We start from the raw sequence: 20,409 nt of genomic DNA, 5'->3' as shown, positions 1-20,409 counted from the left end.
GCCCGGCCTGGCCGGGCGTTTTTATTCCCGGACGAAAATTACGTTTTTTCAATAGGTTGAACATGAATCCTGATACTCCACTGCAGCTGCTCGGCGGCATCTCGGCCCGCGAATTCATGCGCGACTACTGGCAGAAGAAGCCGCTGCTGGTGCGCCAGGCCTTCCCGGACTTCGAAAGCCCGATCGACCCCGACGAGCTGGCCGGCCTGGCCCTGGAAGAGGAAGTCGAGTCGCGCATCGTCCTCGAGCACGGCGCCCACCCGTGGGAGCTGCGCCGCGGCCCGTTCAACGAAGACACCTTTGCCGAGCTGCCGGAGAAGGACTGGACCCTGCTGGTGCAGGCCGTCGACCAGTTCGTCCCGGAAGTTGCCGAGCTGCTGGAGCACTTCCGCTTCCTGCCAAGCTGGCGTATCGATGACGTGATGATCAGCTTCGCCACCCCGGGTGGCAGCGTCGGCCCGCACTTCGACAACTACGACGTGTTCCTGCTGCAGGGCCACGGCGAGCGCAACTGGAAGATCGGCCAGATGTGCAACAGCGACAGCCCGCTGCTGGAGCACGCCGACCTGCGCATCCTCGCCGAGTTCGAACAGAGCGGCGAGTGGACCCTGGAGCCGGGCGACATGCTCTACCTGCCACCGCGCCTGGCCCACTACGGCGTGGCCGTGGACAACTGCCTGACCTACTCGGTCGGCTTCCGCGCCCCAAGCGCCGCCGAAGTGCTGACCCACTTCACCGACTTCCTCGGCCAGTTCCTGCCAGACGAAGAGCGCTACAGCGATGCCGACGCGCAGCCTGCCAGCGACCCGCACCAGATCCAGCATGACGCCCTCGACCGCCTCAAGGCGCTGATGGACAAGCACATGAACGACAAGGACCTGCTGCTGACCTGGTTCGGCCAGTTCATGACCGAGCCGCGCTACCCGGAGCAGGTGGTCGGTGAAGAGCTGGACGAAGACGAACTGGTCGAAGCCCTGGAAGACGGCGCCATCCTGATCCGCAACCCGAGCGCCCGCATGGCCTGGTCCGAGCTTGGCGACGACCTGATGCTGTTCGCCAGCGGCCGCAGCTGCCCGCTGCCGGCCAAGCTGCGTGAACTGCTGAAGCTGGTGTGCTCGGCCGACGCGTTACACATCGACAACCTTGAGCAGTGGTTGCAGGATGAGGACGGCCTTATGCTGGTACAGCAGCTGATCAAACAAGGAAGCCTGGGATTCGCCAATGAATAAGATTCGTGTGCGCCTTGCCGACTGGCACAAGGACAACGCTGATATCCGCCGTATCCGCGAAGCCGTGTTCATTGCCGAGCAGCATGTACCGCCAGAGCTGGAATGGGATTCGGACGATCCGGGCGCCGCGCACTTCCTGGCGCTGGAAGGCGACTACCCGATCGGCACCGCTCGCCTGCTGCCTGACGGCACCATCGGCCGGGTCTCGGTGCTCAAGGACTGGCGCGGCCTGAAAGTGGGCGATGCGCTGATGAATGCAGTGATCGTCGAAGCGCAGGAGCGTGACCTGAAGCAGCAGATGCTCAGTGCACAGGTGCATGCCACGCCGTTCTACGAGCGCCTGGGCTTTCGCGTAGTCAGTGAGGAATTCCTCGAAGCCGGCATTCCGCACGTGGACATGGTGCGCGACTCGCGCGCCTGATCCTTGACCTGCACCGGCCTCTTCGCGGGCAAGCCCGCTCCCACATTTACTCCACAGCTTCTGAAAACTGTGCGATCCCTGTGGGAGCGGGCTTGCCCGCGAAGAGGCCGGCACAGGCTGAAGACACTTCCACTGACAAAAACCTGTACATCCATCCAGATAAAACTTGCCTCCGCGCCCCCGCTTGCGCATCCTAGTGCCCATCATTCCCCGATGAAGCGTTCCCGGCCATGCGCCTGTTCCTCTGCGAAAAACCCTCCCAGGCCAAAGACATCGCCAAGGTGCTCGGTGCCAACCGCAAGGCCGACGGCTGCTGGCAGGGCACCGACGTCTGCGTGACCTGGTGCATCGGCCACCTGCTGGAAACCGCCCCACCCGACAGCTACGACGACCGCTACAAGCGCTGGAACCTGGCCGACCTGCCGATCATCCCGGAAAAGTGGAAAATGCTGGTCAAGCCCAAGACTGCCAGTCAGTTCAAGGCGGTCAAGCGCCTGCTCGGCGAAGCCCGCGAACTGGTGATCGCCACCGACGCCGACCGGGAAGGCGAAATGATCGCCCGCGAGCTGGTCGAGCACTGCCGTTACCGTGGCCCGATCCAGCGCCTGTGGCTATCGGCCCTGGACGACGCTTCGATCCGCAAGGCCCTGGCGCGCCTGCTGCCTGGCCAAGACACCTTCAACCTCTACCACTCGGCCTTGGGCCGCTCTCGCGCCGACTGGCTGATCGGCATGAACATGAGCCGGCTGTTCACCCTGCTCGGCCGCCAGTCTGGCTACCAGGGCGTACTGCCGGTGGGCCGGGTGCAGACCCCGACCCTGCGCCTGGTGGTGGACCGTGACCGCAGCATCGCCGACTTCGTACCTGTGCCGTTCTGGGCCATCGACGTGCAGCTAGAAACGGCAGGGCACACCTTCAGCGCCCAGTGGCGTGCGCCGGAAGACGCCTGCGACGACCAGGGCCGCTGCCTGAACCAGGCGCTGGCCCAGCAGGCCGCTGCAGACATGAACAAGGCTGGTACTGCGCGAGTACTCAAGGTCGCCACCGAACGCGTGCGCGAGGCCGCCCCGCTGCCCTTCGACCTCGGCACCCTGCAAGAGCTGTGCTCGAAAAAGTTCGGCCTCGGCGCCCAGGAAACCCTCGACATCGCCCAGGCGCTGTACGAAACCCACAAGCTGATCACCTACCCGCGCAGCGACTGCGGCTACCTGCCCGTCAGCCAGCACGGCGAGGCCCCGGCCATCCTCGCCGCGCTGCAGCGCGCCGACACCAGCCTGGCGCCGCTGCAAGCGCACCTGGAGCCGCAACGCCGCTCACGCGCCTGGAACGACGCCAAGGTCAGCGCCCACCACGGCATCATCCCCACCGCCGCCGCCAGCGACCCGGCACGCCTGCCCGCCAAGCACAAGGCGGTCTACACGCTGATCCGTGCACGTTACCTGGCGCAGTTCCTGCCCAACCACGAATACGACCGTACCCAGGCCGAATTCGACTGCGCCGGCCATGCCCTGCGCGCAGTCGGCAAGCAGATCGTCGAGCCCGGCTGGCGCCGCGCCCTGCCCGAGGCGCTGACCCCGGCCAAGGGCCGCGAAGCCCAGCCAGCCCAGGTGCTGCCGGCCCTGCACCAAGGCCAGGACTGCAACGTGCACGGCCTACAGCTCAAAGACCTGTGGACCCAGCCGCCCAAGCCGTTCACCGAAGGCGACCTGATCAAGGCGATGAAGAACGTTGCCAAGCTGGTGGACGACCCGCGGCTCAAGCAAAAGCTCAAGGAAACCACCGGCATCGGCACCGAAGCCACCCGTGCCAGCATCATCCAGGGCCTGCTCGACCGTGGTTATCTGGTGAAGAACGGCAAGGCGCTGTCCGCCACCCCGGCCGCGTTCAGCCTGATCGACGCCGTGCCCCGCGCCATAGCCGACCCGGGTACCACGGCAATCTGGGAGCAGGCGCTGGACATGGTGCAAAGTGGCGAGATGAGCCTGGAAGAGTTCGTCGCTCGCCAGTCGGCGTGGATGGGCAAGCTGGTGGAGCGCTGCCGCGGGATGCGCATGACCATTACCGGGCCGGCCGTTGGCAAGGCGGCACCTTGGAAGAAAAAGCGGCGCAGTACCGGGAAAGGCAAGGCCGCTGAGGGCAAACCCGCTGCCCGCAAGCCAAGGCAACCTCGGCGCAAGGCCTCCAGCTGATGTGTTGCCTGTGCTGGCCTCTTCGCGGGCAAGCCCGCTCCCACAGGTCGTTACAACTTTCAGTATCTGCGCGGCACTTGTGGGAGCGGGCTCGCCCGCGAAGAGGCCAGTACAGCCATTACAAATCACCCGTCAGGTCCCACTCTTCAACCGGCTGAACGCCCGGGTCAGCTCGCGGTTGAACGCTTTGCCATTGTCATTCTTGCCATACAACCGTGCCCGCACCTCTGCTGGCGGATAGGTCCCCGGCGCATTGCGGATCTGCGCATCCACCAGCCCATCCGCCGCCGTGATCGCATTGGCGTAATGGATGGTGTCGGTAATCGGCGCGATCACATCCGGTCGCATCAGGTAATCCACCAGCTTCCATGCAGCGTCCGGATGCGGCGCATCCTTGGGCACCACCAAAGCGTCCAACCAGATCAACGTGCCCTCCTTCGGAATGCTGTAATCCAGCGCAAACGCCTTGCCCGCCTGCTGCGCCTGCCCTTGGGCAATGGCCACGTTGCCGTTCCACGACATCGCCACGCAGGTTTCGCCATTGGCCAGGTCGTTGATGTTGCGATCATTGTCGAAGTAGCGAATGTACGGGCGTATCTTGCGCAGTTGCACCTCCGCCGCTTTCAGGTCCTCAAGACGCTGCTGATTGATGTCCAGGCCCATGTAGCGCATCACCGCGGCGAACACCTCGTTGGGGTCGTTGAGCAGGCTCACTCCGCAGTCGGCAAATTTCGCCACCACCTGCGGATCGAACAGCATCGCCCAGCTGTCCAGCGGCGCATCGCCCATGCGCGCCGTTACGGCCTGCTGCTGGTAGCCCACCCCTGTGGTGCCCCAGGCATAGGTCCCGGCATAGCGGTTGCCGGGGTCGAACAAGGCCATATGCTGGCGAAACTCTTCGCCGACGCCCGCCAGGTGCGGCAACCTGGCCTTGTCCAGCGGCTGCAGGGCGCCGCTGGCAATCGCCCGGCTCAGGTGCTGACCGGCAGTGAGCACCACGTCGTAGCCACTGCCGCCAGTCAACAGCTTGGTCTCGGCGGTTTCCAGCGAGTCGAAGTGATCGGCAACCACACGAATGCCGGTTTCCTTCTCGAACTGGGTCAAGGTGTCGGGGGCAAGGTATTCGCCCCAGATGTACAGGTTGACGGTCGGCTGTTGTGCGTCGGCAGCCTGGGCCGCCGAGGCGGCGCAGCCCAGGGCGAGCGCAATCGTGAATGCGCTCAGCTTCATCAGCGGCGGCCTCCTGCGTATTGCGGCATGGTGATGCAGGCGACATTGCCACCTCCCAGCAGGATCTCGCGGGAGTTCTGGATACCGATGATGCGCTGATCAGGGAACAGCTCCGCCAGGGTTGCCTGGGCAATGGCGTCATTGCGGTCGCCAAACAGCGGCACGACGATGGCCGAGTTGCCCGCGTAGTAGTTGATGTACGAGGCGCAGATACGCGTGCCTGCCTCGCGCAGGTGGGTACCGTCGACCTGATCGAGCCCGGCCGCTTCTTCGGCAGTCCACTCCAGCACGTCGGGTTGCGGCAACTTGTGCACCTTCAGTTCACGGCCACGGGCATCGCGGGTACTGCGCAGGATGTCGTAGGCCTCCTGGTAGATCTCCCACTGCGGGTCGTCACGGTTGTCGGTCCATTGCAGCACCACTTCACCGGGGCGCACGAAGCAGGCCAGGTCGTCGACGTGGCCATCGGTCTCGTCGAACTTGCAACCACGCGGCAGCCAGATCACCTGCTCGGCACCCAGGTAGTCTTCAAGGCGACGCGTCACTTCGGCCTTGCCCAGGTGGGCATTGCGGTTGCGGTTGAGCAGGCACTGCTCGGTGGTCAGCAGGCTGCCCTGGCCGTCACTCTGGATGCCGCCAAGCTCGGCGATCAACGGCGCGCGGTAGCGGTCCAGGCCTTCGATCTCGAGGATCTTCTGGGCGATCTGGTCGTCCTTGTCCCAGGGGTAGTAGAGGCCACCATCGAGTCCGCCGTAGGCATTGAACTCGAAGTCCACACCCCGTACTTCGCCGCTGGTGTCATTGACCACGAAACAGGCACCGCTGTCACGGAACCAGGTGTCGTTGCAGGTCATCTCCACCACCCGCACCTGCGGCGGCAGCAGGCGCCGGGCGTTGGCGTACTGGGCAGCCGAGGCGCAGACCGTGACCGGCTCGCTGGAGGCGATGGCCGTGACGATCTCGACCCAGACCTTTTGCGCAGGCTTTGCGCCGTTGCGCCAGACATCGGGGCGCTCTGGCCAGCCGAGCCAGCAGCCGGCCTTGCGCTCGAATTCGCCAGGCAGGTGGAAACCATCGGCCTTGGGGGTGGTGGTGAGCGAACGTGCCATGGGTCAACCTCGTGTCGGTGAGTGATGACTGCACGCTACGCCGCCTCGCTTGCGGCATCCAACGATGAAAACTCAGCGATAGTTGAATTAAATTCAGCTATCGCCCAGCTGTTCGATGAACCATTCAATGAAGTCAGCCACCGGCGCCCGCTCCAGGCGCAGCCGCTCGCACACCAGTGCGTACTGGCCCTGAGCCGTCACGCTGGCACTGAAGGGGCGCACCAGCCGGCCACTCTGCAGGTCGGCCTGGCAGGTCAGGTTGTCGCCCATCGCCACGCCCTGCCCCAGCAGCGCGGCCTCCAGCGCCAGCGCGGCATGGGGGAAATACAGCTGGCGGGTGGGCAAGGCGTCCTCGGCGTGGGTGGCCAGCCAGGTGGTCCAGGTACGGCCATCCTGGTCGTCGTGCAACAGGCAGTGGCGCACCAGGTCGCGCGGGCGCCTGAGGCCGCCCTGGTTGAACAGGCCGGGGCTGCACACAGGAAAGAACTGCAGCATCGGCAGCGGCCGGACGAAGTGGGTGCTGCCGTCCAGGGCGCTGGTGCCGTAAGTGATGGCGAGGTCGACGTCCAGCGCCGGGGCGCCGGCATCGATCGGCTGATCGTGCAGGTGCAGGGTGATATGCGGGTAACGGCTGCTGAAGTCGGCCAGGCGCGCGACCAGCCATTTTTGCGCAAGCTCTGCCGTTACCGCCACCCGCAGCACCGCTTGCGAAGCCGGGTCGCGCAGCTCGTCGCAAGCCTTGCCGATCAGCTCGAAGGCCTGTTGCAGGTGATGCAGCAGGCGTTCGGCTTCGGCACTGGGGCGCACTTGGCGGCCCACGCGCTCGAACAGCGTGACGCCGAGCTGTTCCTCCAGCTGGCGAATCTGGTGGCTGACGGCGCTGTCGGTGACGCACAGCTCAGCGGCAGCGCGGCCGAAATGGCCATGGCGGGCGGCGCATTCGAAGGTGCGCAGGGCGGTCAGGGAAGGCAGGCGGCGCATTGTTGTTCCTGTCAGGGCCTAAGGGGCCGCTTTGCGGCCCATTCGCGGGTCAAGCCCGCTCCCACAGGATTCGGGGGTTCCCACAGGATTCGGGGCTAGCGCGACCTTTGTGGGAGCGGGCTTGACCCGCGAATGGGCCGCAAAGCGGCCCCCGGATCATATATCCAACGACGACGCAAAGACGAACGGCCCTGGCGCCATGAAAAAACCCTGCTAGATTTTCATGAAAATAATCACAATAAATTTCACGAGGCCAAGGCATGTTCAAGCAATCCGCCCAGCACGTCGCCAGCTACTACGCCCAGACCTACCCCGCCAGCATCCCCCTGCGCCCCACCCTGCAAGGCCAACATGACACCGATGTACTGATCATCGGCGCCGGTTTCAGCGGCCTGCACACCGCCCTGCGCCTGAGCTTGGCCGGCAAGCGCGTGACCTTGCTGGAAGCCAGCCGGGTCGCCTGGGCCGCCTCCGGCCGTAACGGTGGCCAGGCGCTGCTGGGCTGGTCGTGCGACATGCCGCCACTGGAAAAAGCCCTGGGTGTGGAACGCACTCGCCGCCTGTGGGACAGCATGTGCTGGGCCGCCGACGAGATGCGCGAACTGCCCCTGCGCCATGGCTTCGACATCGACTACCGGCTCGGCAGCCTGTGGACGGCGGTGCTGCCACGGCGGATAAAGATGCTCGAAGAGGCGCTGCACGACGCCGAACACAAATGGGGCTACGACGCCCTGCGCCTGATCGGCCGCGACGAGCTGCCACAATGGATCGACAGCCCGCGCTACCAGGCCGCGCTATATGATGCCAAGGGCGCGCACCTCAACCCGCTGAAACTGGCCCAGGGCCTGGCGGCCACGATCGAAGCCAATGGCGGGCGTATCTTCGAGCAGAGCCAGGTCCTCGACTATCAGCCAAGCGCCAACGGCTACGTGGCCCGCACCGAGCATGGCGAGGTGCGTTGCGACGTGCTGGTGCTGGCCTGCAATGCCTACATCGACCGCCTCGACCGCGGCCTGTCGCGCCGGCTGCTGCCGGTCGGTTCGTACCAGGTAGCCACTGCGCCGCTGGAGGCCGAATTCGCCCGCTCGCTGCTGCCACGCAACAGTTGCGTGATCGACAACCAGTTCGTGCCCGACTACTTCCGCCTCACCCCCGACCACCGCCTGTTGTTCGGCGGCGGCTGCACCTACCTGGGCGGCATCCCCAAGGACGTTGCCAGCGCCACCCGCCCCTACCTGGAACGGGTGTTCCCGCAACTGGCCGGGGTGGCCATCGACTATGCCTGGGGAGGCCATATCGACTGCAGCATCCAGCGCACCCCGGACGTCGGCCGCGCGGGCCAGCGCTACTGGCTGCAAGGGTTCTCCGGCCACGGCGTGCTGCCGACCCTGGCCGCCGCACGAGCGGTCAGCGATGCGATTCTTGGCGACGACGACCTGCTGGCGCTGTACCAGGGCATAGACAACGGCCGCTTCCCCGGCGGTGACCTGCTGGCCGCACCGCTGGAGGCGGCAGCCAAGGCCTGGTACAGGATGCGCGATCATGTCTGAAGACGCCCTGGGCCTGGCCCTGCTGATCCGCGACCTGCGCAAGCACCGCGGGCTGACCCTCGATGAGCTGGCGGGCAAGGTCAAGCGCTCGCTGGGCTTTCTGTCCCAGGTCGAGCGCGGCCTGTCGCAGCCCACCGTGGCCGACCTCACGGCGATCAGCGAAGCCTTGCAGGTGCCGACCACCTACTTCTACCAGGCCAGCCAGCCACCCGCGCTGGACTGGGTCACCCGCCCCGGCGAGCGGCGCACCCTCTACTACGCCGAAGGCATCAGCGACGTGCTGGTTTCGCCCACCCTCAACGGCCGTTTCGCCATGCTCGAAAGCCACCTGGCGCCCGGTGCCAGCAGTGGCGAGGGGCACCTGGACGACAGCTCCGAACAAGGCGGCTTTGTCCTGGAGGGTGAATTGACCCTCTGGCTGGCTGACGATGAGCAAGCCGTGACCCTCGCGCCCAACGACAGCTTCCAGCTGCCGCCCAACCGCCACTTTCGCTACGCCAACCTGACCGACCAGACGACCCGCGTCCTCTGGGTCTTCCGATGAGAGCACAGCATGACTCCAACAACAGGCTTTCCCGATCTGCTCAGTGAAGTCCGCGCGTTCCGTGCCCGCTATCCCGACGTCAGCCATGTCGACCTGCTCAGCCTGGACATCCCTGGGCATTTCTATGGCAAGCGCTACCCCATCGACATGCTGGAAAAAGTCGCCGCCGGCAGCCCGCTGAAACTGCCGCAGAACTGCGTACTGTTGGGCGTACAAGGCGGGCTGTTCCCGATTGGCGACTACTGCTTCAACGACGGCGACCCGGATGCCATCCGCCGCCTGATCCCTGGCACGCTCAAGCCGGTGAGCTGGGAGCGCGAGCCGCTGGGGCAGATGCTGATCAGCTCCGACGGCACCGCCGCACCCATCGAGTTCGAACCGCGCGAGGTCCTCGCCCGCGTACTGCAGCGCCTGGAACGTCGCGGCATTCGCCCGGTGGTGGCGTTCGAGCTGGAGTTCTACCTGTTCGACCGGGCGCTCAAGCAGGGCTTGCCACAGTTCCCCCGCGACCCGCTCAGCGATGACCCGGACGACCAGCCCAACATGCACATCGAACGGCTGTCGCGCTTCAGCCAGGTGCTGCACGACATGGTCGAGACCGCCAATGCGCAAGGTGTGGATGCCAACGTCATCACCGCTGAGCTGGGCCCTGGCCAGTTCGAGATCAACTTCGGCCACTGCGACGACGGCCTGCAAGCCGCCGACTGGGCCGCCCTGTTCTGCCGCAGCACCCGGGGTGTCGCGCTCAAGCACGGGCTGCGCGCCTCGTTCATGAGCAAGCCCTACCTGCAGGCACCGGGCAGCGGCATGCATGTGCATGTGAGCCTGTACGACCAGGCCGGCAACAACCTGCTGGCCGCCGACCAGCAACGCCCGTTGCGCCATGCCGTGGCTGGCTGCCTGGCGCTGCTGCCGCATTGCATGCCGATTTTTGCGGCCAACCACAATGCCTTCCGCCGCTATGGCGCCATGGTCAATGCCGCCAGCCGTGCCAGTTGGGGTTTCGAGGACCGCGATGCGTGCATTCGCATTCCCGAGTCGGATGCGCGCAACCTGCGTATCGAGCACCGGCTGGCAGGGGCGGATGCCAACCCGTATCTGGTGCTGGCGGCGATCCTGTGTGGCATGGAACATGGGCTGGATGCCGGGCAGGAACCCATTGCGCCGCTTAACGAAGACCGCCGCAGCGGCGTCGACTTCCCCAAAGACATGCTCGGCGCAGTCGCGGCCATGCGCAGCCACCCGGCGGTCAACGAAGGGTTGGGGCAAGAGTTCGTGATGGTCTATTGCGAGAACAAGCGCCAGGACCACTTGGCGTTCATGCAGGAAGTCAGTGCGCGGGAGTACCGCTGGTTCATGTGACATCGGTGTTGGATTCTTCGCGGCGGTTCGACGCCTCGACAAGCCCGCTCCCACAGGTGTCGCACAGGCCTTGAGGCAAGCGCAGGACCTGTGGGAACGAGCGTGCCCGCGAACAGGCCAGTCCTGGCGCAACAAATCCGGCTGCCGAACGAAATCCCTCCTATTCTCAATAGCTCACTTCGGTTCCTTCACTGAGGAGACACAACCATGAGCTACGTAACCACGAAGGATGGCGTCCAGATCTTCTACAAGGACTGGGGTCCGCGCGATGCGCCGGTCATCCACTTCCACCACGGCTGGCCGCTCAGCGCCGACGACTGGGACGCACAGATGCTGTTCTTCCTCGCCAAGGGCTTTCGCGTGGTCGCCCACGACCGCCGCGGCCACGGGCGTTCCAGCCAGGTGTGGGATGGCCATGACATGGACCACTATGCCGACGATGTAGCCGCTGTGGTCGCCCACCTTGGCACCCAGGGGGCGGTACATGTCGGCCACTCCACCGGGGGTGGCGAAGTGGTGCGCTACATGGCGCGTCATCCCGGCGACCCGGTAGCCAAGGCCGTGCTGATCGCCGCCGTGCCACCGCTGATGGTGCAGACCCCCGCCAACCCCGGCGGCCTGCCAAAGTCGGTGTTCGACGACTTCCAGGCCCAGGTCGCCAGCAATCGTGCACAGTTCTACCGCGATGTGCCGGCCGGCCCGTTCTATGGCTACAACCGCCCGGGTGTGCAAGCCTCGGAAGGCATTATCGGCAACTGGTGGCGCCAAGGCATGATCGGCAGCGCCAAGGCGCATTACGATGGCATCGTGGCGTTCTCACAGACCGACTTCACTGAAGACCTCAAGGGCATCAAGCAGCCCGTGCTGGTGATGCATGGCGACGACGACCAGATCGTGCCTTATGAAAACTCCGGACCGATGTCGGCCAAGTTGCTGCCCAATGGCACGCTGAAGACTTACAAGGGCTACCCGCATGGCATGCCGACCACCCATGCCGATGTGATCAACGCGGATCTGCTGGCGTTCATCCAGAGTTGATGTGACTTGCTGCACCGGCCTCTTCGCGGGTGAACCCGCTCCCACAGGGACTGCGTAGTCTTGGATCAGGTGTAGTCCTGTGGTAGCGGGCTTGTCGAACCGCCGCGAAGAGGCCGGCACTGGCAACCGTTTGCGCCCAGGCTTACCATGTCCCTTCTAGCGCGGCCATTTGCCGCACGCCCTGCCCTCTGCCTGCCAGACACCCATGCCTTTCGAACTCACCGTAGAACCGCTCACCCTGCTGATCCTCGCCCTGGTCGCCTTCGTCGCCGGTTTCATCGATGCCATCGCCGGCGGCGGTGGCCTGCTGACCACCCCGGCGCTGCTCACCGCCGGCATGCCACCGCACCTGGTGCTTGGCACCAACAAGCTCAGCTCGACCTTCGGCTCGGCCACCGCCGGCTTCACCTACTACAAGCGCAAGCTGTTCCACCCGGCGCAATGGCGCCCGGCCCTGTTCGCGACCCTGCTCGGCGCCTCGATCGGTGCGCTGGTGGCCCACTACATGCCGGCCGAGTGGCTGAACAAGATGCTGCCGGTGATCGTCTTCGCCTGCGGTATCTACCTGCTGTTCGGCGGCACGCCCAAGGCGCCGCTGGATGCCGATGCACCGATCAGGAAGAAATGGCAGTTCCCCCAGGGCTTCACCCTGGGTTTCTACGACGGCGTGGCCGGCCCTGGCACCGGTGCGTTCTGGACCGTGAGCACGCTGCTGCTCTACCCCATCGACCTGGTCCGCGCCAGCGGCGTGGCGCGCAGCATGAACTTCGTCAGCAACATCGCGGCGCTGACGGTGTTCATCATTTCCGGGCAGGTGGATTACATCGTCGGCCTGTGCATGGGCCTGTCGGTGATGGTCGGCGCCTTCTTCGGCGCACGCACGGCAATCAGCGGCGGCAGCAAGTTCATCCGCCCGGTGTTCATCACCGTGGTGCTGGCGTTGACCGTACGTTTAGCGTGGCAGCACTGGTTCGGGCAGGCCTGATGGGCAGTGACATCCCTGCTTTCCCGTCCTATCTGCGCGCGAAATGTCCTCCGTCGTCGTTGCAGGACTTGGCAATGGAATGACCATTGCCTGCGCCCTGCGCCTAGCCGGAGAACATTTCTCACTGCAGCTAGGACGGGAAAGCAGGGATGTCACTGCCCAGCCGCCGGGCAACGTACAGATCGATCAAGTAACGGGCGATGGAGCGCCCGGCCGGCAGCGGCGGCAGGTCGTGCACGCTGAACCACTTGGCGTCCTCGATCTCGTCCGGCTGCATGACGATCTCGCCCCCGGCGTACTCGGCATGGAAGCCCAGCATCATCGAATGCGGGAACGGCCAGCACTGGCTGCCGACGTACTGGATGTTGCGCACCTCCACCGCCACCTCTTCACGCACTTCGCGCACCAGGCAGTCTTCGGCAGACTCGCCCGGCTCGGCAAAGCCCGCCAGGGTGCTGTACACGCCCGCGACGAAGCGCGGCGAACGGGCTAGCAGAATTTCGTCGCCACGGGTCACCAGCACGATCATGCTCGGCGAAATGCGCGGGTAGCTGCGCAGGTCGCAGGGCTGGCAGTACATCGCCCGCTCCCAGCGGATCTGCGTCATCGCCTGCCCGCAACTGCCGCAGAAGCGGTGCTCGCGGGCCCAGGTGCCGATCTGCGCGGCATAGCCGAGCACTGTGTAGGTGTCGAAGTCGCCTTCCAGCATGAACGCACGCAGCCCACGCCAGCTGCAGCCCGGCACCTCGGTCGCGCGGCGCAGCTCCAGCAGGAATACCGGCTCGCCATCGAAATGGCCGATGCCGTGTTCACACAGCACGTCCAGGTCCTGGCGCTTGAGCCAGTCGCGGGGGAACAGCGCACCGTTGGCGTCCACCAGGAACCCTTCCGGGCTGCGGGCCACGGCCAGCCCCCCGGTGATCTGTGGGTCGAGTACTGCGGTAGTCCAGCGAGCTGACATGTCGGGGGTTCCTTTACTGCGCGTCCCCCGGCCCGGTCAGTCGGCGAACGTCGGTTTCTGTTTGCTCATGTGCGCCGCCACGGCCACGCGCAGGTCTTCGGACTGCAGCATCGCGGCGTTCCAGGTGGCGATGTAATCCAGGCCATCGTCGATGCGATGGTCACGCATGTAGCTGAGCATTTCCTTGGTGCCGGCCACGGCGATCGGCGATTTTGCGGCAATCTCACGGGCAATGGCAAAGACCCCGTCGAGCAACGCGGCCTGATCATCATAGACCCGGTTGACCAGGCCGATGCGCAGCGCCTCGTCGGCTTCCACATTACGCCCGGTGAAGGCCAGCTCACGCATGATGCCGTCGCCGATGATACGTGGCAAACGTTGCAAGGTGCCGACATCGGCGGCCATGCCCATGTCGATTTCCTTGATCGAGAACTGCGCATCGCGGCTGCAGTAGCGCATGTCGCAGGCAGAGATAAGGTCGATGGCACCGCCGATGCAGTAGCCCTGCACCGCCGCCAGTACCGGTTTGCGGCAGTTGTCCACGGCATTGAAGGACGCCTGCAGGCGCTGAATGGTCTTGCGCAGCAAGCGGGCATTGCGGCCAACGTCCTTGCCCAGCTGCCCGGCCAGTGACGCCAGCATCATCAGGTCGATACCGGCGGAAAAATGCTTGCCGGCACCGCTGATCACCACCGCGCGTACCGCATCGGTGTCTTCGATCCACTGGAAGATGTCGACGATTTCCGCCCAGAAGGCCGCGTTCATCGCGTTGATTTTTTCCGGGCGATTGATCTGCACATGGGCGATGCTATCGGTCAGTTCGACCTTGAACGCGGTGTACTCGGTCACGGGCGGCACTCCTGTGGGGAAAGGGTTCACAGCGTGGATGGTAACCCAGGCGGATGACCGTGCTTGTGCCAAAAACGGGACTGCATGCCCTGTCGAAATCGCCGTGCGCCGTTCGACCATAGGTGAATCATCACCCCCTTCAGGCCTTTCAGGAGAGCCCCATGCGCAAACTCATCGTAGCCGCCTTCGTCAGCCTCGACGGCGTCATGCAGGCCCCTGGAGGGCCACAGGAAGACACCAGTGGCGGCTTCACCCATGGCGGCTGGCTCGTGCCCCATGCCGAGGAAGTATTTGGCCAGGCCATGCAGGCGCTGTTCAGCCAGCCTTTTGAATTGCTGCTGGGCCGGCGCACCTATGACATCTTTGCCGGCTACTGGCCGAAGGTGAAGGACGATACCGAAGATTTCTCGATTGCCAACCTGTTCAACAGCGTGGCCAAGCATGTCGCCACCCATGACCCTGACAGCCTCGATTGGCACAACAGCCATGCGCTGGGCGCGGATATTGTTGCAGCGGTACGTGCCCTGAAGCAGCAGGACGGCGCCGATTTGCTGACCCAGGGCAGTGCCGATGTGGTGCAACAATTGCTCGCAGCCGGCCTGGTCGATGAGTTGCAGTTACTCATTCACCCGGTGTTGCTGGGGCATGGCAAACGGCTGTTCGGGGACGATGCCGCGCCTGGGGTTTTCACCCTGGTACATTCGCAGGTGACGCCGAAGGGCGTGATCATCGCCCGCTATGTGCGGGCGGGTGAGGTTGAGACTGGGTCGTTTGATTTGCCGCCGGAAAATGGGTGAGGGCCGGGGCGCTTGCCTTGGCATTTTCAGCGCCTTTGAGATCGAGCGCCAGATAACTCAAGCCAGGAAGAACCGATACAACTTTTACCCCCAGCCCGCATCCAACCAAGGGTGAGCCCTACATTCGCTGACAGGAGGTTTGCCATGGCGATGCGCACGGCCCTTATGCTTTCCTGCATGACCCTGGCCCTGATGGGCTGCGTCGGTTCCAACGACGACCACCACACCCCGCCGACCACCGAGCAGGTCGACCTGCAACGCTACCAGGGCACCTGGTACGAACTGGCGCGCCTGCCGATGTTCTTCCAGCGCAACTGCGTGCAGTCCGAAGCCCATTACGGCTTGCGCGAGGATGGCCGGATCGACGTGACCAACCGCTGCAAGGAAAAGGACGGCGAATGGAACGAGGCCCGCGGCATTGCCGAAGCCCAAGTCCCAGGCAAAACCGACAAGCTGTGGGTGCGCTTCGACAACTGGTTCAGCCGCCTGGCGCCGGACCTGACCAAGGGTGAATACTGGGTGCTGTACCACGACAAGGACTACCGCGTGGCGCTGGTCGGCCACCCCAACCGCGAATACCTGTGGATGCTGTCGCGCACACCGGCGATCACCGACCAGGCCCGCGACCAACTGGTGGCTATTGCTCAGAAGCAGGGCTACGACACCCGCAAGCTGATCTGGCGCCAGGACGCCCCTGCCGTGCCCTGAGCATCGACGCGCGGCTGCATTGCGTCTAAGGTGTGGCTCCCCCACGCACGGAGCGAAACAGTGGACCTGCAGTTTCTGGGCGCCTCCTCGGGGGTGCCTACCAAAGCCCGCAACGTCAGCGCCACCGCTGTCATCGAAGCCAGCGGCAAGCACTGGTACCTGGTCGATTGCGGCGAAGGCACCCAGCATCAGTTGCTGCACAGTTCGCTCTCGGTACGCGACCTGCGCGGCATCTTCATCACCCATGTGCATGGCGACCACTGCTTCGGCCTGCCGGGGCTGCTGGCCAGCGCCGGGATGGCCGGGCGCAGCGAACCGCTCGACCTGATCCTGCCAGCCGCGCTGCAGGACTGGGTGCGCCTGAGCCTGGCGGCCAGCGAAACCTACCTGCCGTTCGAATTGCGCCTGTTGCCGGTCGAGCGCCTGGGGCAGTGGCAGAGCGATAACGTTCTGGTCAGTTGCGTGCAGCTGTCGCACCGCGTACCGAGCGTCGGCTTCGTGTTCACCGAACTGAACCCCGAACCACGCCTGGATGTTCAGCGGCTGGAGGCCGAAGGGATCCCGCGCGGGCCGTTGTGGGGTGACCTGGCCAAGGGGCTGGTGGTCGAGCATGACGGGCAGCGGTTAACGCCACGTGACTACCTGAAAGCCTCGCGGCCACCGCGGCGGGTGATCGTCTGTGGCGATAACGACAACCCGGCGTTGCTCGCCGAGGTTGCCCAGGATGCGGATGTGCTGGTGCATGAGGCGACCTATACCCAGCCCATCGTCGAGCGCAGCGGCAATGCGTTCGGCCACAGCACGGCGGCGGCGGTGGCGCAGTTCGCCGAAGCGGCGCGGGTGCGGAATCTGGTGCTGACGCATTTCAGTGCGCGATACCAGGGGGATCCGAAACGCAGCCCGTGCATTGATGATGTGCGTGAGGAGGCATTGGCTCATTACACCGGGCACCTGACCTTGGCGCGGGACCTGCAGCGTTACCACATCGGGCGTGATGGGCTGCTGGTTTCGGCTTGAGATCGCCGGGGCTGCCTTGCAGCCCATTCGCGGGCAAGCCCGCTCCCACAGGTACTGCGCAAATTTCGATGCTTGTGCAGTACCTGCGGGAGATCACCCAGCGCTGTGGGCTGCGCTGTCGCGGTGAGAACTGAGTTCGCAAGAAGTCCGCATACCCTGTGGGAGCAACTGTCTTGCTCAATTTCCAGAATCTGGCGCGATTTCTGTGGGAGCGGGCTTGCCCCGCGAATGGGCCGCAAAGCGGCCCCGTTCAGCGCGTCGTTATGCCGCCAGGCGCCCGCTGGCGATCGCCTCCGACGCCGCCAGCATGGCCCGCAGCAACACCGCGCAACCCGCCGCCAAGTCTTCTGGCGTGGCGTTCTCGATCTCGTTATGGCTGATGCCATTCTCGCAAGGCACGAAGATCATCCCCGCCGGCCCCAGTTCGGCGAGGAAGATCGCGTCATGCCCTGCGCCGCTGACAATGTCCATGTGCGGCAGGCCCAGCGCCTGCGCCGACTGGCGCACGGCATCGACGCAACCGCTGTCGAAGTACAGCGCCGGGAAATCCGCCGTGGGGACCAGTTCATGGCTCAGGCCATGCTTGGCACAGGTCGCCTCGATCACCGCGCGAACCTCGGCGATCATCGCATCCAGCTGATCACCCTGCAGGTGACGGAAGTCCAGGGTCATGCGCACTTCGCCCGGGATCACGTTGCGCGAGCCGGGGTAAGCCTGCAGGCAACCGACCGTGCCACAGGCATGGGGTTGATGCGCGTGGGCGGTGCGGTTGACAGCTTCGACGACGGCCGCAGCGCCAACCAGGGCGTCCTTGCGCAGGTGCATCGGAGTCGGGCCGGCGTGGGCTTCGACGCCGCGCAGGGTCAGGTCGAACCACTTCTGCCCCAGCGCGCCAAGGACCACGCCGATGGTCTTGGCTTGGTCTTCGAGGATCGGCCCCTGCTCGATATGCGCTTCGAAATAGGCACCCACCGGGTGGCCGAGCACCGCGCGCTGGCCGGCATAGCCGATGGCGTTCAGCGCCTCGCCGACCGACACGCCCTGGGCATCACGCTTGGCCAAGGTTTCCTCCAGGGTGAACTTGCCGGCAAATACACCCGAACCCATCATGCAGGGCGCAAAGCGCGAGCCTTCTTCGTTGGTCCACACCACCACTTCCAGCGGCGCCTCGGTCTCGATACCCAGGTCATTGAGGGTGCGCAGCACCTCGAGCCCGGCCATCACCCCGAAACAGCCATCGAACTTGCCGCCGGTGGGCTGGGTGTCGATATGGCTGCCGGTCATCACCGGTGGCAGCTTGGGGTTGCGCCCAGGCCGGCGGGCGAAGATATTGCCCACCCCATCGACGCTGACGCTGCAACCGGCGGCCTCGCACCATTGGACGAACAGGTCGCGGGCCTGCCGGTCGAGGTCAGTCAGCGCCAGCCGGCAAACGCCTCCCTTGGCCGTGGCGCCCAGGCGGGCGAGGTCCATCAGCGATTGCCACAGGCGCGCGCTGTCGACGTGGCGCTCGGTGGATTTCAGCACATGCTGGGATTGGCTCATGGTGTTTCTCCTCAGGCATTTTTATTGGTTTGCACTGGCGCGATCGCCGGCCCGCGCACCGCCACGCCACCCAGGGCGTAGTACAGTGCCCCGCCCAGCAGCGAGCCGGTGAACCAGCCATAGTCGTAGAACCAGCTGAAACTGCTGTTGCCGATGGCCAGCACGGTCAGCGCCACTGGCAAGGCGAAGGCGGCAAAGCCCGCCCAGTTCCACGCCGGGTACACGTCATCGCGGTACAGGCCGGCCAGGTCCAGCTGCTGGCGGCGGATCAGGAAGTAGTCCACCACCATGATCCCGGCAATCGGCCCGAGCAGGCTGGAGTAACCCAGCAACCAGTTGGAATAGACACTCTCCAGGCTCAGGTCGGAAACGATCCAGCCGAGCTTCTTCAGCAGCTCGTGGCTCATCAGCGCCAGGCCGATGAAACCGGTCAGCCACACGGCGCGGCTGCGCCCGATCAGGCGCGGGGCGATATTCTGGAAGTCGTTGGTCGGCGAGACGATGTTGGCGGCGGTATTGGTCGACAGCGTGGCGATCACGATCAACGCCATGGCCAGTGCCACCCAGCCGGGGCTGTGGATCTTGCCGATCAGGCTGACCGGGTCGGACACCGTTTCCCCCACCAGCGACGCCGAGGCGGCGGTCATCACCACACCCAGTGCGGCGAACAGGAACATGGTCAGCGGCAGGCCAAAGATCTGCCCGAGAATCTGGTCCTTCTGGCTCTTGGCATAGCGGCTGAAGTCGGGAATGTTCAGCGACAGCGTGGCCCAGAAGCCGACCATGGCGGTGAGCCCGGCGCAGAAGTAACCGACCACGCTGGCCCCTTCCGGGCGCTTGGGCGGCTGCGCCAACAGTTCGGTCATCGACATGTGCGGCAAGGCCCAGAACAGCAAGCCGAAACCGACCGCCACCAGCAGCGGTGCCGACAGTGTCTCCAGCCACTTGATCGACTCGGCGCCGCGCAACACCACCCACAGGTTCAGCGCCCAGAAGACCATGAAGCCGATCACTTCACCGGTACCGCCCAACGCCTTCCAGCCGTCGAAGATCGAGCCGAGGAAAAGGTGGATGGCCAGGCCGCCGAACATCGTCTGGATGCCGAACCAGCCACAGGCCACCACCGCGCGGATCAGGCACGGCACGTTGGAGCCGAAGATGCCGAACGACGAGCGCAGCAGCACCGGGAACGGGATGCCGTACTTGGTGCCGGGGAACGCGTTGAGGGTCAGCGGGATGAGCACGATGAGGTTGGCCAGCAGGATCGCCAGCAGTGCCTCGCCCACGCTCAGGCCGAAGTAGGCCGTGAGCACGCCGCCCAGGGTGTAGGTGGGCACGCAGATGGACATGCCCACCCACAGCGCGGTGATGTGCCATTTGTTCCAGGTGCGCTGGTGCACCTTGGTTGGCGCGATATCGTGGTTGTAGCGCGGGCTGTCGAGGACGTCACTGCCTGCGGACAGCTCGAACAGGCCTGCCTGCTCGATCACTTCCGATCTGCTCTGTTGCATGGGGCCTTCTCCAGATTTCTTCTAGTTGTTTGCTCATCGGGCTAACGCGATGGCCGGAGTACACACACCACCAGTACTGCTCCTCCGGTCCGGCCTGGCGGTTGTGGCCGTACTCAAATTGCGTGCCGGGTTGGCTTGCGCCTACCCGGCCGGCCGCCGCCGAGCGGAGGTAATCAACTGATCTGCAAAGCATTGTTGCGCGGCAGGCGCGGGCACGGTTATGCCCTCGCCTGCCGCTTGCGCCACCTTGGGCCGGCCCTGGCCCCTGCACCAGGTTTCAAACTGGTGCAGCCTGTTTTTTCATCGGCGCGGCCTGCGCCTCGAAGCCGGGAATCAAGCAGCTGATTTTGCATGGAAAATCTTGACCAATTTGGCTTCTTGTC

General features: G+C 64.9%; 18 protein-coding genes. 11 read left to right on the top strand and 7 right to left on the bottom strand.

The annotated features are described in order from the left end of the window. Positions 1 to 62: 62 nt before the first annotated feature. From ACIPZ5_RS01495 to ACIPZ5_RS01485, 3 genes are all read left to right on the top strand, one after another. Positions 63 to 1,229, top strand: coding sequence for a cupin domain-containing protein (locus ACIPZ5_RS01495; protein ID WP_261940772.1), 1,167 nt, complete (start codon positions 63 to 65; stop codon positions 1,227 to 1,229). After that, positions 1,222 to 1,650: a GNAT family N-acetyltransferase gene (locus ACIPZ5_RS01490; RefSeq protein ID WP_261940773.1), complete on the top strand. Its 429-nt coding sequence runs from the start codon at positions 1,222 to 1,224 to the stop codon at positions 1,648 to 1,650. Before ACIPZ5_RS01495 ends, ACIPZ5_RS01490 begins: the two co-directional genes overlap by 8 nt. 230 nt (positions 1,651 to 1,880) lie before the next feature. After that, positions 1,881 to 3,839: a DNA topoisomerase III gene (locus tag ACIPZ5_RS01485; protein ID WP_400806157.1), complete on the top strand. Its 1,959-nt coding sequence runs from the start codon at positions 1,881 to 1,883 to the stop codon at positions 3,837 to 3,839. A 132-nt stretch (positions 3,840 to 3,971) separates the two neighbouring features. Here ACIPZ5_RS01485 and ACIPZ5_RS01480 read toward each other — a convergent pair whose 3' ends face one another. The 3 genes from ACIPZ5_RS01480 to ACIPZ5_RS01470 all read right to left on the bottom strand — a co-directional run bounded on the left by ACIPZ5_RS01480 (position 3,972) and on the right by ACIPZ5_RS01470 (position 7,159). Then, complete coding sequence (locus ACIPZ5_RS01480) at positions 3,972 to 5,069, bottom strand: extracellular solute-binding protein (protein WP_343597399.1); 1,098 nt, start codon at positions 5,067 to 5,069, stop codon at positions 3,972 to 3,974. Next, on the bottom strand, positions 5,069 to 6,178 hold the full coding sequence (gene aguA, locus ACIPZ5_RS01475; RefSeq protein WP_400806154.1) for an agmatine deiminase: 1,110 nt from the start codon (positions 6,176 to 6,178) through the stop codon (positions 5,069 to 5,071). Before aguA ends, ACIPZ5_RS01480 begins: the two co-directional genes overlap by 1 nt. Before the next feature lie 93 nt (positions 6,179 to 6,271). Continuing rightward, positions 6,272 to 7,159: a LysR substrate-binding domain-containing protein gene (locus ACIPZ5_RS01470; protein ID WP_400806151.1), complete on the bottom strand. Its 888-nt coding sequence runs from the start codon at positions 7,157 to 7,159 to the stop codon at positions 6,272 to 6,274. A gap of 260 nt (positions 7,160 to 7,419) precedes the next feature. Here ACIPZ5_RS01470 and ACIPZ5_RS01465 point away from each other — a divergent pair, with 260 nt between their 5' ends. The 5 genes from ACIPZ5_RS01465 (at position 7,420) to ACIPZ5_RS01445 (ending at position 12,638) form a co-directional block, all read left to right on the top strand. Next, positions 7,420 to 8,709 (top strand): FAD-binding oxidoreductase, encoded by a 1,290-nt coding sequence (locus tag ACIPZ5_RS01465; protein WP_343597393.1) that lies wholly within the window; start codon positions 7,420 to 7,422, stop codon positions 8,707 to 8,709. Next, positions 8,702 to 9,253, top strand: coding sequence for a helix-turn-helix domain-containing protein (locus tag ACIPZ5_RS01460; protein ID WP_261940779.1), 552 nt, complete (start codon positions 8,702 to 8,704; stop codon positions 9,251 to 9,253). The genes ACIPZ5_RS01465 and ACIPZ5_RS01460 overlap by 8 nt, the downstream gene beginning before the upstream one ends. A 9-nt stretch (positions 9,254 to 9,262) precedes the next feature. Further along, positions 9,263 to 10,615, top strand: coding sequence for a glutamine synthetase family protein (locus ACIPZ5_RS01455; RefSeq protein WP_400806147.1), 1,353 nt, complete (start codon positions 9,263 to 9,265; stop codon positions 10,613 to 10,615). A 207-nt stretch (positions 10,616 to 10,822) separates the two neighbouring features. Continuing rightward, positions 10,823 to 11,653, top strand: coding sequence for an alpha/beta hydrolase (locus tag ACIPZ5_RS01450; protein WP_343597389.1), 831 nt, complete (start codon positions 10,823 to 10,825; stop codon positions 11,651 to 11,653). Positions 11,654 to 11,858: 205 nt separating this feature from the next. After that, on the top strand, positions 11,859 to 12,638 hold the full coding sequence (locus ACIPZ5_RS01445; protein ID WP_261940782.1) for a TSUP family transporter: 780 nt from the start codon (positions 11,859 to 11,861) through the stop codon (positions 12,636 to 12,638). Between the two features lie 130 nt (positions 12,639 to 12,768). Here ACIPZ5_RS01445 and nudC read toward each other — a convergent pair whose 3' ends face one another. Both nudC and ACIPZ5_RS01435 read right to left on the bottom strand, forming a co-directional pair. After that, positions 12,769 to 13,599 (bottom strand): NAD(+) diphosphatase, encoded by an 831-nt coding sequence (nudC, locus tag ACIPZ5_RS01440; RefSeq protein WP_400806143.1) that lies wholly within the window; start codon positions 13,597 to 13,599, stop codon positions 12,769 to 12,771. A gap of 36 nt (positions 13,600 to 13,635) precedes the next feature. Further along, positions 13,636 to 14,448 (bottom strand): crotonase/enoyl-CoA hydratase family protein, encoded by an 813-nt coding sequence (locus ACIPZ5_RS01435; RefSeq protein WP_400806140.1) that lies wholly within the window; start codon positions 14,446 to 14,448, stop codon positions 13,636 to 13,638. Between the two features lie 161 nt (positions 14,449 to 14,609). Here ACIPZ5_RS01435 and ACIPZ5_RS01430 point away from each other — a divergent pair, with 161 nt between their 5' ends. The 3 genes from ACIPZ5_RS01430 (at position 14,610) to ACIPZ5_RS01420 (ending at position 16,970) form a co-directional block, all read left to right on the top strand. Then, entirely contained in the window at positions 14,610 to 15,245 is a 636-nt protein-coding gene (locus tag ACIPZ5_RS01430) for a dihydrofolate reductase family protein (protein ID WP_343597383.1), read from the top strand. Positions 15,246 to 15,389: 144 nt separating this feature from the next. Continuing rightward, positions 15,390 to 15,953, top strand: coding sequence for a lipocalin family protein (locus tag ACIPZ5_RS01425; RefSeq protein WP_343597380.1), 564 nt, complete (start codon positions 15,390 to 15,392; stop codon positions 15,951 to 15,953). Positions 15,954 to 16,013: 60 nt separating this feature from the next. After that, the gene (locus tag ACIPZ5_RS01420) at positions 16,014 to 16,970 is read left to right on the top strand and encodes an MBL fold metallo-hydrolase (protein WP_400806136.1); all 957 of its coding nucleotides are present in this window, start codon (positions 16,014 to 16,016) and stop codon (positions 16,968 to 16,970) included. Positions 16,971 to 17,231: 261 nt separating this feature from the next. On the opposite strand, the gene ACIPZ5_RS01415 is transcribed toward ACIPZ5_RS01420, so the two are convergent. Next, complete coding sequence (locus ACIPZ5_RS01415; RefSeq protein WP_261940788.1) at positions 17,232 to 18,515, bottom strand: Zn-dependent hydrolase; 1,284 nt, start codon at positions 18,513 to 18,515, stop codon at positions 17,232 to 17,234. A gap of 11 nt (positions 18,516 to 18,526) precedes the next feature. After that, the gene (locus ACIPZ5_RS01410; protein WP_261940789.1) at positions 18,527 to 20,026 is read right to left on the bottom strand and encodes an NCS1 family nucleobase:cation symporter-1; all 1,500 of its coding nucleotides are present in this window, start codon (positions 20,024 to 20,026) and stop codon (positions 18,527 to 18,529) included. Positions 20,027 to 20,409: the final 383 nt, after the last annotated feature.

The organism is Pseudomonas sp. NPDC089428 (assembly GCF_044749325.1).
Classification (GTDB): domain Bacteria; phylum Pseudomonadota; class Gammaproteobacteria; order Pseudomonadales; family Pseudomonadaceae; genus Aquipseudomonas.
This window is presented reverse-complemented; position numbering and strand designations above follow the sequence as displayed.

Excerpts from the sequence above, each read along its gene's own strand:
- ACIPZ5_RS01450 (WP_343597389.1), top strand. The coding sequence starts at position 10,823 with ATGAGCTACGTAACCACGAAGGATGGCGTCCAGATCTTCTACAAGGAC.
- ACIPZ5_RS01465 (WP_343597393.1), top strand. The coding sequence starts at position 7,420 with ATGTTCAAGCAATCCGCCCAGCACGTCGCCAGCTACTACGCCCAGACC.
- aguA (WP_400806154.1), bottom strand. The coding sequence starts at position 6,178 with ATGGCACGTTCGCTCACCACCACCCCCAAGGCCGATGGTTTCCACCTG.
- ACIPZ5_RS01425 (WP_343597380.1), top strand. The coding sequence starts at position 15,390 with ATGGCGATGCGCACGGCCCTTATGCTTTCCTGCATGACCCTGGCCCTG.
- ACIPZ5_RS01410 (WP_261940789.1), bottom strand. The coding sequence starts at position 20,026 with ATGCAACAGAGCAGATCGGAAGTGATCGAGCAGGCAGGCCTGTTCGAG.
- ACIPZ5_RS01430 (WP_343597383.1), top strand. The coding sequence starts at position 14,610 with ATGCGCAAACTCATCGTAGCCGCCTTCGTCAGCCTCGACGGCGTCATG.
- ACIPZ5_RS01455 (WP_400806147.1), top strand. The coding sequence starts at position 9,263 with ATGACTCCAACAACAGGCTTTCCCGATCTGCTCAGTGAAGTCCGCGCG.
- ACIPZ5_RS01470 (WP_400806151.1), bottom strand. The coding sequence starts at position 7,159 with ATGCGCCGCCTGCCTTCCCTGACCGCCCTGCGCACCTTCGAATGCGCC.
- ACIPZ5_RS01460 (WP_261940779.1), top strand. The coding sequence starts at position 8,702 with ATGTCTGAAGACGCCCTGGGCCTGGCCCTGCTGATCCGCGACCTGCGC.
- ACIPZ5_RS01485 (WP_400806157.1), top strand. The coding sequence starts at position 1,881 with ATGCGCCTGTTCCTCTGCGAAAAACCCTCCCAGGCCAAAGACATCGCC.
- ACIPZ5_RS01490 (WP_261940773.1), top strand. The coding sequence starts at position 1,222 with ATGAATAAGATTCGTGTGCGCCTTGCCGACTGGCACAAGGACAACGCT.
- ACIPZ5_RS01445 (WP_261940782.1), top strand. The coding sequence starts at position 11,859 with ATGCCTTTCGAACTCACCGTAGAACCGCTCACCCTGCTGATCCTCGCC.
- ACIPZ5_RS01495 (WP_261940772.1), top strand. The coding sequence starts at position 63 with ATGAATCCTGATACTCCACTGCAGCTGCTCGGCGGCATCTCGGCCCGC.
- ACIPZ5_RS01480 (WP_343597399.1), bottom strand. The coding sequence starts at position 5,069 with ATGAAGCTGAGCGCATTCACGATTGCGCTCGCCCTGGGCTGCGCCGCC.
- ACIPZ5_RS01415 (WP_261940788.1), bottom strand. The coding sequence starts at position 18,515 with ATGAGCCAATCCCAGCATGTGCTGAAATCCACCGAGCGCCACGTCGAC.
- nudC (WP_400806143.1), bottom strand. The coding sequence starts at position 13,599 with ATGTCAGCTCGCTGGACTACCGCAGTACTCGACCCACAGATCACCGGG.